The sequence below is a fragment of the Gemmatimonadota bacterium genome (genome assembly GCA_016719105.1).
GTDB lineage: Bacteria > Gemmatimonadota > Gemmatimonadetes > Gemmatimonadales > Gemmatimonadaceae > SCN-70-22.
Genome location: JADKAQ010000046.1, coordinates 264952 through 279459 on the forward strand (window position 1 = coordinate 264952; position 14508 = coordinate 279459).

The following is a 14508-nucleotide window of genomic DNA, read 5'->3' on the forward strand; positions in this document are numbered from 1 at the left end:
GCGTGCAACGACAGCCGCCCCCGGGCCGGAGGGCGTGGGAACGGGGGGGGGCAGGACGGGCATGGTCGAGCACGGCTTCACGGGAGGGATCGGCACCGCGAGCCGCACACCGCCGGGGGCTTCACGTGTCGCGTGCCGGTACCGCCCAACTACGGCGCCCGTCAGGCGCTGACGACTGCCGGCGATCGTGACGGGTTGATCATCGGCGTGGTGGCCACCGACGCCCCGCTTCCTCCACACCACCTCGAGCGACTCGAGCAGCGCACCGCCCGCTCTCGCGGGCCGTCTCCGCTCGCGACGCTTGCTACGCCGTGACCATTCGCGCCGCCGCCTCGAGCCCCAGCTCCGCCACCGCCAACTCCCGCATGCGGAACTTCTGGATCTTCCCCGTCACCGTCATGGGGTAGCTGTCCACGAACTTCACGTACCGCGGGATCTTGTACGACGAGATGCGCCCCTTGCAGAAGGCGAGGATGTCTTCCGTCGTTGGGGCATGGCCGGCGCGCGGGATGATCCAGGCCATCACCTCTTCCCCATACCGTTCGCTGGGGACGCCGATGACCTGTGCGTCCTGCACGCCGGGATGCGTGTAGAGGAACTCCTCGATCTCGCGCGGATAGATGTTCTCGCCGCCGCGGATGATCATGTCCTTGATGCGCCCGACGATGTTGATGTACCCCTCGTCGTCCATCGTCGCGAGGTCGCCGGTGTGCATCCACTCCGCAGCATCGATGGCCGTGTGCGTCGCCTGCTCGTCGTTCCAGTAGCCGAGCATGACCGAGTAGCCGCGCGTGCACAGCTCGCCCTTCTCGTGGCGCGCCACGATCGCCCCCGTCTCGGGATTCACGATCTTCACCTCCACATGCGGGTGCACCCGCCCCACCGTGCTCACGCGCTTGTCGAGCGGGTCATCGGTCGCGCTCTGCGTGGAGACCGGCGACGTCTCGGTCATGCCGTAGCAGATCGTCACCTCGGTCATGTGCATGTCCGACTGCACGCGCTTCATCACCTCCACCGGGCACGGCGAGCCGGCCATGATCCCGGTGCGCAGCGACGAGAGGTCGAAGGTGACGAAGTCGGGGAGTGCCAGCTCGGAGATGAACATGCTGGGGACGCCGTACAGCGAGGTGCACCGCTCCTCCTGCACCGTCTCCAGCGCCAGCGTCGGGTCGAACGCCTCGCCGGGGACCACCATGCAGGCGCCGTGCGTGATGGCCGCCAGGTTCCCCATCACCATCCCGAAGCAGTGGTAGAACGGGACGGGGATGCAGATGCGGTCCTCGTGCGTGTAGTGCAGGGCCTGACCGACGAAGTACGCGTTGTTGAGGATGTTGTGGTGCGAGAGCGTGGCCCCCTTGGGAAAGCCCGTCGTCCCCGACGTGTACTGGATGTTGATGGGGTCGTCGAACTGCAGCGACGCCTCGCGCTCGGCCAGCGCCGCCTCGCTCACCTCGACCCCGCGCCCCAGGAACGCGTCCCAATCGGTGTCGAGCACCACCGCCTGCTCGAGCTGCGGACAGTTTGGCCGCACGACATCGAGCATGTCGACGTAGTTGGCGGTGCGGAAGTGGCGCGCGAGGAGGAGAAGCCGCGTCCCCGACTGCTTGAGCGCGTACTCCAGCTCGGCCGTCTTGTACGCCGGATTGATGTTGACCAGGATCGCCCCCATGCGTGCGGTGGCGAACTGCGTCACCACCCACTCCCACCGGTTGGGCGACCAGATCCCGACGCGGTCGCCCTTGCCGATCCCGGCCGCCATGAGCGCGCGCGCCAGCATCGTCGTCGCGTCCCACAGCTGGCGATAGGTGGCACGATACGACTGGCCACGAACCACGAGCGCCTCGCGATCGCCGTGCAGCTCGACGGTGCGGTGCAGGGCCGCGCCGATGGTCTCGCCGAGCAGGGGGGTGGGGGAGGTACCGTGGACGTACGACAGCACGCGTGCGCTCCGGGTCGGGGTAGGTCCTTGGATACGCTACACCCCAACGAGGGGGCGTCCAGTGCGCGTCACGACGCGCCGCGCGGGGGGAGAGAGGGCCGGTACATCGTGTGGCGAGGAAAGCTGCCAGCTACAAGCCGCTTCCCTCCGCCTGATACACGATCCTTCCATTGAAGACGGTCATCAGGCAGCGCATCTCCTTGAGGTCAGCGGTCGGCACGGTGTACGGGTCGCGATCCCAGATGGCGAGGTCGGCGTACTTCCCCACCTCGACCGACCCGATCTTGGTCTCGAGGAACATCTGCCGCGCCGCCCAGATCGTGGCCGACCGGAGCGCGGTGCGCACGTCGACTGATTCGGCACGCCCGAACGGGTCGCCCCAGCTGCCTAACAAGGTCTCGCGCGCCACCGAACTCCAGATGCCGTAGCGAGCCGCATACGGCGTGACGCCGAAGTCGGAGCCATTGGCCCAGCGGATCCCCCTGGCCTTCCAGGTCGCGAAGGGATTGAGGCGCAGTGACCGCGCCTTCCCGAAGTTGGCAGCGTAGGTGTCACCCAGCCACCAGGCAAAGGTCGCCGACGGCTCGGGGAAGCCGGCGTCGAAGTCACGTTGCAGCTGCGCCATGAGGTCGATGGCGTGGTCCGACGGGATGTTGCTGTGGATGATCCCGTGCCGCAGCCCGCGCGTGGGCTTCGCCTTCAACGCCTGGGCGTAGCTGTCCATCGTCCAGTCGATCCCGCGGTCGCCGATGGAGTGCACGCTCACGTGGAAGCCGGCGTCGTGGTACAGCGTGATGAGCTGGCGCACCGTGTCGGGATTGCTCGCGGGATAGCCGCGGTTCCCTGCATCGACGTCGGTGTAGCCCTTGTTCCAGTCGTCGTAGAGCCAGGCGGTGCGCGCCCCGCCACTACCGTCGATGTACAGCTTGACGCCGCCGGCGATGAGGTGGTCATCGCCGGTCGTCTCGTAGGGACGGGTCATGGCCGCACGCTCGGCGATGATGCGCCGAGCCCCGTCGAGGTTGCGTCCCCCCTGCCAGAGGGCAAAGACCCGCACCGTGAGGTCGCCCGACTGTTGCACCCGGCGGTAGGCCTCCCAGGCCGTCGGCGAGACGCCGGGGTCCTTGAGCCCCGTCATCCCTTCGGCGTTGAAGCCGCGCGCGAGGTCGCGCAGGCTCTGCTCCACCTGCTGCGGCGTGCGCGGCGGGATGAGCCGACGCACCAGCCCCTGCGCCGATTCCTTGAGGACCCCGGTCGGCGTGCCGTCGGGCGCGCGGTCGATGGTCCCGTTGGGCGGATCGGCGGTCGCCTTCGTGATCCCCGCCAGGCGCAATGCGGCGCTGTTGGCCACGCCGTAGTGCCCCGTGGTCTGCGTGAGGTACACCGGAACATCGGGGGCGACGACGTCGAGGTCGCGCGCGGTGACGAAGCGCCGCTCGGCGAGCTTCCCTTCGTCCCAGCCGTGCCCTTCCACCCACCCCCCCTTCGCCACCTTGGCCGCCTGCGCCCCGACCTTGGCGACCAGCTCGCCGATCGTCTTCACGCTGGGATAGGAGAGGTCGAGCCGCTCGGCATACCCCCCGCTGAAGTGCGCGTGCGCGTCGAGCAGCCCGGGCGTCACCGTGCGACCCCGAAGGTCGATGCGTCGCGTCTGCGCCCCCGCCAGTCGCTCGATCTCGGCGTTGCTCCCGACGGCCACGATGCGGCTCCCGCGCACGGCCACCGCCTGCGCCACGCGATCGTCGGGGTCGACCGTCAGGACCGTGCCGTTGACCAGGATGAGGTCAGCCGACTGTGCCGCGAGCGGCGCCGGTACCAGCGCCAACGCGCCGGCCGCGAGCGCCGCAGCAACGAGACACCGGCCCGTTGCCGCGGCGCGACGGGCGATCGAGGGAAGTCGCATGTGCACTCGAGCGGGGAGGAGGGTGCTGCTGGAGGGAGACGCGGCGAGCCGCGCCACGGTGCAAGCTCCGCGTGAGACACGTCGCTGTCGAGGGGCGCGACGCGCCGCCCACCGTTCATCGCACATCGCGTCCACCGAGACTGGAGGACGAGCCGAGGGCGCAGGGAGAAGGCTCGGGGCGATGGCGCGATCGGACGGCTCCGCGCGCCGGGGGTTAGTGCGTGAGCCCGTAGATGAGGTAGTTGGTCGCGAGCTTGTATGCGTCGTTGGAGAGGTTGACCGGGTACCACCCGTCGCCCGACCACTCCATGTAGTCGCCGATGTCGTTGTTGTAGTTGATGATCACCTGCAGCCGCCGCTCGGGATCGTTGTCCTCGTAGATCCCGAGGTACCGCGCCTCGTAACTCCGGGCGCTCGGGTGTCGCATGCCCTCGAGCGTGGTGATGCGGAAGAAGGCGTCGAAGATCGGGTGCGACACGTCGAGCGGGACGATGCGCGCCTCGGGGAGCACGCGGCGCATCGATCGCTCGAAGGTGTCCCACTGCCGGCCGAAGAAGTCGTCGACGATGAGGAAGCCCCCCTTGGCCAGCCAGGTGCGCAGCCCCGCCGCCTCGCTGCTGTCCGGAAGCCAGTTCCCCGGCTCCGAGAGGTAGGCGATCGGGTACTTGAGCAGCTCGGGATCATCCATGTCGAGGATGTTGCTCTCGCGCGTGTGCGGGGCGATGGCCGTCATCTCGTCGAGGACGGTCATGAAGTTCCGCTCCATCGCGGGGTAGTCGAACTCCCACCCGCTGCGCCCGTACACCTGGTAGCGCAGGCGCACGAAGGTGAAGCGCGCGTCGTACGCCACGTTAGGCTCGATGCGCACCCAGCGCTGCGCGGCGGCCATGCTGGCCAGCGTCGCCACGCCGACCACCGCGCAGGCGGCGAGCGTCACCGCGAGCTGTCGCCGTCGCACCCGCCCCTCCCGCCTAGAAGACGAGGGAGAACGAGACGGGGACGGTGGACACGTTCTGGAAGAAGGTCTTGGCCCCATCCACGGGGATCTGCCGCAGACGCGCCTCGAATCCGCCGCCTAACGGGCCGAGCTTGAAGCGCAGGCCGACTCCTGCGTTGTAGGCCCACTGCACGCCGTCGATCGCCTCGTTCACCGTCGTGACGTCGGTCCGGAAGGCAACCGCGCCAATCCCGCCGATGATGTACGGCTGGAAGCCCCCCGGCCCCAGCGGGAGCTCGACGTTGGCGAAGGTGCCCAGGATCGACGAGATGGCACCGTCGCGCAGCTTGGTGAGGTCGGGGAGCTTGGGTCCGACGACGCGCGCGTTGCCGGCGGAGAGTGGTGGACCGGCCATCCGCGCCGCGACCATCCCGGGTTGCACCTGGAGGTTGTCGACGAGGTCGCGCACCTTCTGCTGCACCACGTCGAAGCGCGTGTACATCACTTCGGGGCGAAGGCGCACCTTCTGTCCAAGCAGGCGAATCAGGAGCGACGCGCTGGCCTGCGTGCCGAGGTCGTGATAGTCGGAGAAGCCGCCCGTCGGGACGGAGAGCCCTCCGGAGACCACCAACCGAATGGGGCGCGACGAGGCGGGGTGGCCGGCGCTCGCGCGGGTCGAGTCCTGCGCAGCGGCGCCACTGCCAACACTTGCGAGCATCACCAGGACAGCGACGATGGCGTCGCGCGCTCGCGGGAAAACCGGTGTACGCATGTCGGCCTTTCGAAGGGGGGCGCCGAAGTTGGCGCGCCGGTCATCATTCGCCCCGAACGGCAGCCGGCGCAAGGCAGGTCTCAAAGCCAGACTTCGAAGCCGAGCGCGAGCGCTGAGTCTGCTGGCGCGAATTTTTCAGGAGAGGGCGGTCTGCCTTCCCTTCTTCGTGTCGGAGACCATGCCTTCAGTCATTCGCGGGCTCGCGATCCCCTTCCTGCCGCACCGTCTGCGGAATCCGCGCGCACGCGCTGGCCGCGTTCCTCGTCGCGGCCTGTGGCGGCGGCGGTGACGGTGGGACGACGAACCCCCCGGTCACCCCCCCCGGCTTCACCGTCTCGCTCTCCGCCACCACGCTCACGATCGAGCAAGGGGCGACCGGAACGATCAACGCGACCGTCACCCGGACCGGGAGCTTCTCGGGCGCGGTCGACGTGAGTGTCGAGGGACTCCCCTCCGGCATCACGGCGACGGTCACCCCGGCCTCCATCGGGAGCGGAGCGACGACCGGTTCGCTGGCGGTGGCGGTCGGGGCAACCGTCGCCCCCGGCAGCTACAACTTCACGGTGCGTGCGCGCGCGACCGGTTTGTCGGACCAGACCTTCGCGGCGAGCATGACGGTCACGGCGCGCCCGGCCATCACGATCGCGCTCACGCCGGCCACCGCGCCGGTGCCGCAGGCAGGCAACAGTTCGTTCACTGCAAGCGTCAGTCGCACCAACTTCACCGGGGCGGTCGCCGTCGCCGTGACCGGGGCGCCGACCGGGGTCACGACGACCGTCACGCAGGCCACCGACGTGTTCACGGTCGCCGTCGCCGTCAGCCTCAACACCCCCGAGGGGAGCTATCCGCTCACCGTCACGGCCTCGGGGACCGGCGTCGCCAACGCGACCGCGACCTACACGCTGGTGGTCGTCCCGCGACCTGCCAGCATCCTGCTGGAGGTCAACGGCTCGGCGACGCGCACCGTGAGCGCGGGGGGGCTCGCGGTTTCGACCACCATCATCGTGCGCCGCACCGAGTTCCTCGGCGAGGTCACGTTGGCCGTGGACGGCACGCTCCCGACCGGCGTCAGCGCGAACATCTCGCCGTCGCCCACCACGGGCAACTCGATCGTCGTCTCGCTCTCGGCCACGGCGCAGGCGACGCCGGGCACGTACCCCATCACGCTCAAGGGGACCGGACCCGGGATCCCGGCTGCGTCGGTGCAGCTGACGCTCGTGGTCAATCCCTTCGCCTCGATCGCCTCGATCTCGCTGAGTCGCACCACCGTCTCCGTGGCCCAGGGCGGGACCGGTTCGACGACCGCGACCATCGTGCGCAGCAGCTTCACCGGAGCGGTCACCTTCGCCGTCACGGGGGAACCGAACGGCGTGACCGTCGCGCTGGGCAACAACCCCACGTCCACCAGCAGCATGCCCATCACGCTGACGGTGGCGCCTAACGTGGCCCCCGGAAGCTACCCGCTCACGGTGAGCGCATCGGCCGCCGGCGTGGCCACCGTGTCCACGACCCTCACGCTCTCGGTCACGCTCGGCGGTCAGGTGGGGAACACGACGTTCCAGTTCTGCGGATCGGCGAGCGAGCTCCCCATCTGGTTCGCGGCGCAGCCCGGGGCCCTGTGGCAGCGGATCCTACCGTCGTCGCCCAATACCTACTCCTTCGACATCGGCAACTCCGGGGGCGCGGCCTGGGTCACGCAGGACGCCGCCAACCAGACGACGTTGCACCTGTTCTACGGCACGCAGGCCGAACTCGCCGCCCAGGGGGCGGGCTATTGCGTCTCGCCGTCGGGGAAGCAAGTCACGGGTTCGGTCGCGGGGCTCGGCGCCACTGACCGCGCCGGTGTCTACCTCGGCCCCCGCAGTGCCCTCACCCCGACGCTCTTCGCCCCCAACTTCACGTTGTCGGGACTGCCGGACGGCCTCCTCGACCTCGTGGCGCTGCGCACCAGCTTCACGAGCCTGCAACCCGACCGGATCATCATTCAGCGCGGACTCGATCCGGCCAACAACGCCTCGCTCGGCACCCTCAACTTTGCCGGGGCCAGTGCCGTGGCCCCCGCGACCCGTTCGGTGACCATTCAGAACATGGCGGGGGGGGAGCAGAGCTATGCCGCGTCGTTCTTCCGCTCGGCCAACGGCACGATGGTGCCGATCGGGACCTCGATCCCCGGCGTCGGCACCACGCACGCGGTCGGCACCGTTCCGGCCGCCTCGTTCGTGACCGGCGACCTGCACACCTTCGTCGCCTTCGCGGGCACCTTCTCCGGCAACACCCTCAGCGCGGGGCGCACAACGTCGATCATCACGTCGTCGGCTGCGGACCCGACGATCGCATTGGGAGCGACGTTCAACGATCCCGATGTCGCGACGGGCGCCCTGGGCAACAACATCGTTCGCGTCCGCACGCGGATCACCATCCAGCCCGACTACGACAAGTTGTGGCTGATGCAGTATTCGCAGTCGAGCGGCGGGATCAACCGCAACGTCATCATCAACGTGAGCGGCGCCTATCAGGCCCTCATCGGTGGGCCGCAGCTTTCACTCAACATGCCCGACCTGGCGCCCGCGTCGGGGTGGCAGCCCACATGGGGCCTGCAGAACAACGTGCTGATCTCGTGGACCGTCTACGCGTACGGCTGGTCGGGGGGCTCGGGCCTGGCGCAGCCCACGCTCGACGGAACCACGGTGCGCGGCGCCTTCAAGTCGGGGAGCTATACGCCGCCGTGATGCGGCTGTAGCGTGATACCGCGTTTCCCGAGGACCTCCCGTCGCGCCGCCGCCAACCCGGCGGCGGCGCGCCGCCGCCAACCCACTCGCGGCGCCCACCCCTCCCACCTACTCTTAGTCCCTCGCATGCCCAGGTTCCGCGCCCGTGACTTCGTCATCACCTCCCGAGCGGGGCGCCGCCGGGCGCCGTTAGGCGCTCGCGCCCTCGCCACCGCCTGCGTCCTCGTCGCCCTCCCGTTGCAGCTCTCGGCGCTGCCGCCGGCCGCCACGCCGGTCTCGGCGGCGCGCGAAGGCATCGTCGACGACGGCTTCACCTGGTTCGAGGCCCACAACACCGAGACCCTCGACCAGAAGCAGGCCCCCGTCTCCACGGGATGGACGCTCAAGTCCTGGGTGCGCGTGATTGGCGACTTTCCCAACCGCAGCGCCCTCAAGTTCGTCCTCTCCAAGGCGGGCAAGGACATCTCCACGGTGCGTTGCGAGACCTCGCAGTATCGAAAGGGCCCACGCGACGTGGACGAGAGCTTCATGTGGACGGTGGAATGCTGGCGGGGCGATCGCGCCACCAAGGAGATGGGGGCGATCGACGTGAAGGTCTACACCGTGAATGGCGACACCGACGAGGAGAAGCTGGTCCGGACCTATCATCTCGACGTGAGGCGCGTGGAGCGCGTGCGCGGCAGCACGACGAACCCGGAGCCCGACGCCCCGCAGTACTACATCGCGCGGCACGCCGAGGCGCCCGCGAGCTGGATCTACCTGCGCCCGAGCGGTTACGTCGACTACTTCGATTACGGCGACGGGCCGGAACGCTCGGGGGCGAACCTCGTCGAGGCCTACTTCAACCTGTCGCCGAGCGAGGTGGGGCTCGACCTCCCGCATGGGTATGCGCGTTGCTCGGTCAACGGCAAGCGCCTCTCGATGCCCGGGCCGATGCCCTACGCCGACCAGGCCATCAGCCGCATGAAGCGCTCGTATCGCGTGATCCACACCGACCGCCTGGCCGCCAGCTACAAGACCGGCTCGCCCTACCAGGACGAAGTGGGCTTTCGCATGGTCAAGCTCACGCTCCCCCTCACGTGGGGGAAAGTGCGGCAGGACAATCGACTCGCGCTGGAGGACCATCCCGGCGACTGGGAGTGCAGCCTGATGAACAACGGCGAGGTGTGGCGCACCTGGCGATGGAAGGTCGGGACCGATGGTCGCCTGGTCCCGCATCCGGAGCAGCAGGGGAACATCGCCCTCAACTTCGGCTCCACGCTGGTCGACATGGTGATTCCCGAAGGGGGGAGCCCGCTCGACAAGCGCCTGGTGCCGGAGGCCGCCGCCGCGGGGGCGTTCTACGGTCAGCCGTGGACGTCGGCCGAAGGGAAGGCGATGGCCGGGCGCGTTCCGCGAAAGGGGCGACCGTACCCGGTGCCGTCGACGCAGGCCAAGTAGTCGCCGCGGCGGCCCGGCACGCGTCGAAGCGAACGGCAAGGCGCGCGGCCATGCGCCTACACCCTGCTACCATTCCTGCATGACCAGTCCGCCAGCGCTCCCCTTCGATCAACTGGGCGGCGAAGAAGGGATTCGCCGCCTCGTCGATCGCTTCTACGACCTGATGGACACGTCGCCCGAAGCGGTGAACGTGCGTGCGCTGCATGCCGCCAGCCTCAAGCGCTCGCGCGAGAAGCTGTACATGTACCTCACCGGGTGGACCGGGGGGCCGCCGCTCTACGAGAACCAGTACGGGCACCCGCGGCTGCGCATGCGCCACATGCCGTTCACCATCGGGACGCGGGAGCGCGATGAATGGCTCTGGTGCATGGAGCGGGCGATCGACGAGCACCCGATGCCTGACGAGACGCGGGAGTTCCTGCGGCAGAAGCTCCGGCACCTGGCGGACTTCATGCGGAACCAGGGCGAGGGCTGACGGGGCACCGTCCATGGGGACGGGCCCGGCGGTTCGCGGCGGCGGCGCCGGAAACCGTTAGGCGCCGTCGGTGCAGCACGAGCGAGGCAGGTCGCAGTCGCGGCCTGCCTCGCGGCGCTCAGGCGAAGGTCGTGACACGCTCCAGGAAGCGTTCGTCGCCGGTGGTCGCACAGAACGCCGCCAGCGCCTCGCGATCGGCGCCGCGCCATTGCAGCTGGTCCAGCGACTCGGCCAGCGGAACGTCCGTGCGCAGCGTCGCCAGCGTCCGGTACAGTCGCGCCTCCTCACGGTGCTGGCGGAGTTGCTCGGCGAGCGCCGTCGCGCCACGCACCGAGACGCCCCACTCCCCCTCGGCGTCGGGGATGGCGTCGAGGGATCGGTAGTGCGCGAGCACGGTCCCGGCCGACTTGGCCCCCCACCGCGGCACGCCGGGGATTCCGTCCGCGTCGTCGCCTACCAGCGCCAGCAGGTCGGGGATCGACGACGGGGAGACGCCGAACTTCTCCACCACCCCCGCCTCGTCGGTGACCTTGCGACGAATGCGATCGAGCGCGACGACGCGTTCCCCTCGCACGCACTGCATGAGGTCCTTGTCGGGGGAGCAGATCACGACCTGCTCCACACCGGGCGCATCGCTCCAGCGAGCGGCGGCCGTCGCGATGGCATCGTCGGCCTCGAACTCGACCATCGGCCAGACGACGACGCCGAGCGCCTGCGCGGCCTGCTCGGCGAGGGGGAACTGTGCCAGCAGTTCGGGGGGGAGCCCCTCCCCCGTCTTGTAGCCGGCGTACAGCCGGTTCCGGAACGACTCGATGACGTGGTCGAAGGCGACGGCGACGTGCGTGACGCCGGGCTCCCGCAGGAGAGCCAAGAGCGAGCGCAGGAAGCCGCGAGTCGCCCCGACCTCCATCCCGTTAGGCGAGCTGGCCCCGGGGGCCCCGAAGTGGGCACGGAAGAGCTCGAAGGTTCCGTCGACGAGGTGCAGGCGCATGCGAGGAGATCGGATGAAGGGTCAGTGCAGGTGGAGACGTTGTCCGTCGGACGCGCATCTCACAAGCGCGCGGGGACGACGAACAGGGTGCGTCGTCGCCCGACGCCCCCCCTCCCTTTGGGTAGGGAGCTCGTGACGCCGTGGTGTTGAGGCCGCCAGCAGCAGCGGGTCGCAGCGGGGCACACGGCCGGCAGGAGGTCGGCACGCGGGCGGCACAAGGGCGGCACAAAGACGGACAGCGAGGGGAGCGGGTCGCCAGCTGCAGCGCGGGGGGCGCCCCGACCGGTCGCGCGTCATGCCGTCCCGCGGCGGCGCACATCGCCGGCTCTCGATATCACCTGTCGCGAAACGCCGGGTGCTGCCATGTTGGGCGCGACGATCCTGTGGGGTCGCGCCGCACCTGCAGTCCTTGGGTGTGGTGTGCATCGATCGCCGGGCGCGAAGCGTCGCCGTCTTCCATGGGCGGACGGTTCACGCTCGCCTGTTGTTGCGTGGTGCTCGCGTGACTGCTGGTTCACCAGATACCGAGGGGGAGAGCATGCGAAGGACACTTGGTCGTTTGCTGGGGACTGCCGCGATCGCAGCGGCTGCGCTGGGCGCCGTGAGTCGCCCGGCCGCCGCACAGAGCGGTGCCGTGCAGGGGCGCGTCGCGGACAGCTCGGGGGCGGTCATTGTTGGCGCCATGTTCACGATCGACGGCAGCGGCATTCGCACCACGTCGACCGCCCGCGGGCGGTACACGTTAGGCGGGATCCCGGTCGGGCGCCGCGTCATTCGCGTGCGCGCCCTCGGCTTCACCCCTGAATCGCTGGTCGTCAACATCACCGCGGGGACGATGCTCGACCGCGACGTGACGCTGACCCGCTCGGCCTACCAGTTGGCCCCGGTGCAGACCACCGTCGGCTCCCGCGCCAAGCACACCGCTGCCGAGGAGCTGGCGGTCCCCGTCGACGTGTACACCGTCGAGGAGCTCAGGCGCACGGGGTCGACCGAGACCACGCAGATCCTCGCCAACCTGTCGCCCTCGGTGAACTTCCCCAAGCAGGCGGTGACCGACGCGACCGAAGTGGTGCGTCCCTTCACGCTGCGGGGCTTGTCACCCGACCACTCGCTGGTGCTCATCAACGGCCAGCGGCGCCATACGACGGCGCTGCTCAACGTCTTCTCCAACGGTTCGGCCCCCGGCTCGAGCGGCGTCGACCTCAACGCCTTCCCGTCGAGCGCCATCGAGCGCCTCGAAGTGCTGCGCGACGGCGCCTCGACGCAGTACGGCTCGGACGCCATCGCCGGCGTGGTGAACCTGGTGCTCAAGGAAGGCGAGTTCTCGCCGTTCCTCAACACCAACGTCGGGCAGTACCGTCCGGGCAAGGGATACGAGAACGACGGGACGACGACCGACATCAATGGCGGCGTGGGGCTCAAGCTTGGCCGCGGCTCGCTGTCGCTCTTTGGTCAGGTGATGAACCGTGACGCCACCAATCGCGCCTGCCCCGACGGCTCGTTCCCCGACCTCAACGGCATTTCCGACGTCGTCGAGGATTGCCGCGTCGTGACCAAGCGTACCGGCGTCCCGCAGCCCAACGTGCACTGGGGCGACGGCATCGAGCGTGACATTCACACCTTCGCCAATCTCCGCCTCCCGCTGAACGCCGCCGGCACCACCGAGTTCTACGCCTTCGGCGGCTACTCCGATCGCGACGGCACCGGCAACGGCTTCTTCCGCAAGCCGCAGAACTCGCGCAACTGGCCGCAGATCTACCCGTTAGGCTTCCTCCCCGAGTTCCGCCCCGCCGTCATCGACTACTCGGCGGCCGGCGGCATCCGCACCACGCTCGGTGGCTGGGCCACCGACGTCGGGATGAACTACGGCTACAACAGCTTCCAGTTCAACCTGCGCAACACGCTCAACTCGTCGCTCGGGCCGAACCTGTCGACGCCCACCGCGCCGGGCCCCGATGGCCGGTTGGGGACGGCGGATGACCCGCGGATCCCGAACCAGACCTCGTTCGACGCCGGCGCCCTCAAGCGCGGCGAGTTCAACCTCGGGCTCTCCCTGGCCAAGTCGCTCGAACTCGGACTGCCGAACCCGGTGAACGTCGCGGTCGGCGCCGCCTTCCGCAGCGAGAACTACGAGGTGGTGGCTGGTGAGCGCGCCTCGTGGATCAACGGCTACCACAAGACAGCCGACAGCTCGGGGATCGCGCAGGGCGGGTCGTCGGTCTTCCAGGGCTTCGCGCCGACCGACGCGAGCGAGAACAGCCGCAACAACATCGGCGGCTATCTCGACCTCGAGACGAACCTCTCCAAGAACGTCCTGGCCAACGTCGCCACGCGCTTCGAGAACTACAGCGACTTCGGCTCGTCGATCACGGGCAAGGCGGCGCTCCGCTACCAGCCGAGGAAGGAACTCGTCCTGCGCGGCGCCGTCAGCACCGGCTTCCGCGCCCCGGGGCTCCAGCAGAGCTGGTACAGCCACACCACCACGGCGATCCAGAACGGCGTCCTCGTGGAGATCGGCAACTTCCCGGTCACCAATCGTGCGTCCAGGATCTTCGGCGCCAAGCCGCTCAAGGAAGAGAGCTCGGTCAACCTGAGCGCGGGTATGGCGTGGTCGCCGACCAACGACTTCAACCTCACGGTCGACCTGTACAACATCAACATCACCGACCGCATTCTGCTCGGCGCCACCTTCGACGGGTCCTCGGACCCGGTCATCGCCAAGATCCTGGCCGACTCCGGCCTGACCCAGATCGCCGGCGTGCAGTTCCCGACCAACGCGCTGGACACGAAGACGAACGGCCTGGATGTCGCGGCCAACTACCGCATGCATCCGGGGGCCGGCCTGCTCGACTTCACCCTCGCCTTCAACTTCACGAAGAACGAAGTCACGCGTATCGACCCGCTCCCGGCGATCCTGGTCGGCAAGGGCTCGAGCTATACCAGCGCGCTCGACATCGTGACGATCAACGCCATCGAGAAGAACCGTCCCGACCGCCGCTCGTCGCTCACGTCCAACTATTCGCAGGGGCGCTTCCACGTGATGGGGCGCATCTCCGACTACGGCAAGTTCGTCGACGGCTCGCTCGATGGGCTCGAGACGTTCGGCGCCAAGCAGCTGTTCGACGGCGAGATCGGCTACCGGTGGGACGCGATCAACGTCTCGCTCGGTGCCCGCAACCTGTTCAACACGTATCCTGACCAGGTGAAGATCGAGGCCAATACCAACAACGGGACCTTCATCTGGCCGGGCGCCTCGCCGTTCGGCTACAACGGGCGCTACATCTATGTCCGCTCGGAGATCCTCCTGAGCCGCTAGCGCTCC

Annotated in this window: 11 protein-coding genes; 6 read left to right on the plus strand and 5 right to left on the minus strand. The window is 68.9% G+C overall.

All coding sequences use genetic code 11. The features are described 5' to 3' along the window. Positions 1–34: 34 nt before the first annotated feature. A complete protein-coding gene (locus IPN47_25330) occupies positions 35–172 on the plus strand; it encodes a hypothetical protein (GenBank protein ID MBK9411301.1) in 138 nt (45 codons plus the stop codon). Next, positions 133–315, plus strand: coding sequence for a hypothetical protein (locus IPN47_25335; GenBank protein MBK9411302.1), 183 nt, complete (start codon positions 133–135; stop codon positions 313–315). Before IPN47_25330 ends, IPN47_25335 begins: the two co-directional genes overlap by 40 nt. Here IPN47_25335 and IPN47_25340 read toward each other — a convergent pair. From IPN47_25340 to IPN47_25355, 4 genes are all read right to left on the minus strand, one after another. Next, complete coding sequence (locus tag IPN47_25340) at positions 305–1939, minus strand: AMP-binding protein (GenBank protein ID MBK9411303.1); 1635 nt, start codon at positions 1937–1939, stop codon at positions 305–307. The two genes, IPN47_25335 and IPN47_25340, sit on opposite strands and share 11 nt — an antisense overlap. A gap of 130 nt (positions 1940–2069) precedes the next feature. After that, positions 2070–3842, minus strand: a complete 1773-nt coding sequence (locus IPN47_25345; GenBank protein ID MBK9411304.1) for an amidohydrolase — start codon at positions 3840–3842, stop codon at positions 2070–2072. A 214-nt stretch (positions 3843–4056) separates the two neighbouring features. Continuing rightward, positions 4057–4878, minus strand: coding sequence for a DUF4159 domain-containing protein (locus IPN47_25350; GenBank protein ID MBK9411305.1), 822 nt, complete (start codon positions 4876–4878; stop codon positions 4057–4059). Further along, positions 4814–5551 carry a hypothetical protein gene (locus IPN47_25355; protein MBK9411306.1) on the minus strand — a complete coding sequence of 246 codons (738 nt, stop codon included), beginning with the start codon at positions 5549–5551 and terminating at the stop codon, positions 4814–4816. Before IPN47_25355 ends, IPN47_25350 begins: the two co-directional genes overlap by 65 nt. Positions 5552–5982: 431 nt before the next feature. Here IPN47_25355 and IPN47_25360 point away from each other — a divergent pair, with 431 nt between their 5' ends. The 3 genes from IPN47_25360 to IPN47_25370 all read left to right on the plus strand — a co-directional run bounded on the left by IPN47_25360 (position 5983) and on the right by IPN47_25370 (position 10195). Next, complete coding sequence (locus tag IPN47_25360; protein MBK9411307.1) at positions 5983–8280, plus strand: putative Ig domain-containing protein; 2298 nt, start codon at positions 5983–5985, stop codon at positions 8278–8280. A gap of 126 nt (positions 8281–8406) precedes the next feature. Further along, positions 8407–9720: a hypothetical protein gene (locus IPN47_25365; protein ID MBK9411308.1), complete on the plus strand. Its 1314-nt coding sequence runs from the start codon at positions 8407–8409 to the stop codon at positions 9718–9720. A 79-nt stretch (positions 9721–9799) separates the two neighbouring features. Then, the gene (locus IPN47_25370; protein ID MBK9411309.1) at positions 9800–10195 is read left to right on the plus strand and encodes a group II truncated hemoglobin; all 396 of its coding nucleotides are present in this window, start codon (positions 9800–9802) and stop codon (positions 10193–10195) included. Positions 10196–10313: 118 nt separating this feature from the next. Here the strand turns inward: IPN47_25370 and IPN47_25375 are convergent, their stop codons facing one another. Beyond that, the gene (locus tag IPN47_25375; protein ID MBK9411310.1) at positions 10314–11186 is read right to left on the minus strand and encodes a flap endonuclease; all 873 of its coding nucleotides are present in this window, start codon (positions 11184–11186) and stop codon (positions 10314–10316) included. Between the two features lie 601 nt (positions 11187–11787). On the opposite strand from IPN47_25375, the gene IPN47_25380 reads away from it, so the two are divergent. Next, positions 11788–14502, plus strand: coding sequence for a TonB-dependent receptor (locus IPN47_25380; protein ID MBK9411311.1), 2715 nt, complete (start codon positions 11788–11790; stop codon positions 14500–14502). Positions 14503–14508: the final 6 nt, after the last annotated feature.

Bases quoted from the DNA above. Each gene is read 5' to 3' on its own strand.
- IPN47_25345 (MBK9411304.1), bottom strand. From the start codon at position 3,842: ATGCGACTTCCCTCGATCGCCCGTCGCGCCGCGGCAACGGGCCGGTGT.
- IPN47_25350 (MBK9411305.1), bottom strand. From the start codon at position 4,878: ATGGGGCCAAGACCTTCTTCCAGAACGTGTCCACCGTCCCCGTCTCGT.
- IPN47_25355 (MBK9411306.1), bottom strand. From the start codon at position 5,551: ATGCGTACACCGGTTTTCCCGCGAGCGCGCGACGCCATCGTCGCTGTC.
- IPN47_25365 (MBK9411308.1), top strand. From the start codon at position 8,407: ATGCCCAGGTTCCGCGCCCGTGACTTCGTCATCACCTCCCGAGCGGGG.
- IPN47_25370 (MBK9411309.1), top strand. From the start codon at position 9,800: ATGACCAGTCCGCCAGCGCTCCCCTTCGATCAACTGGGCGGCGAAGAA.
- IPN47_25375 (MBK9411310.1), bottom strand. From the start codon at position 11,186: ATGCGCCTGCACCTCGTCGACGGAACCTTCGAGCTCTTCCGTGCCCAC.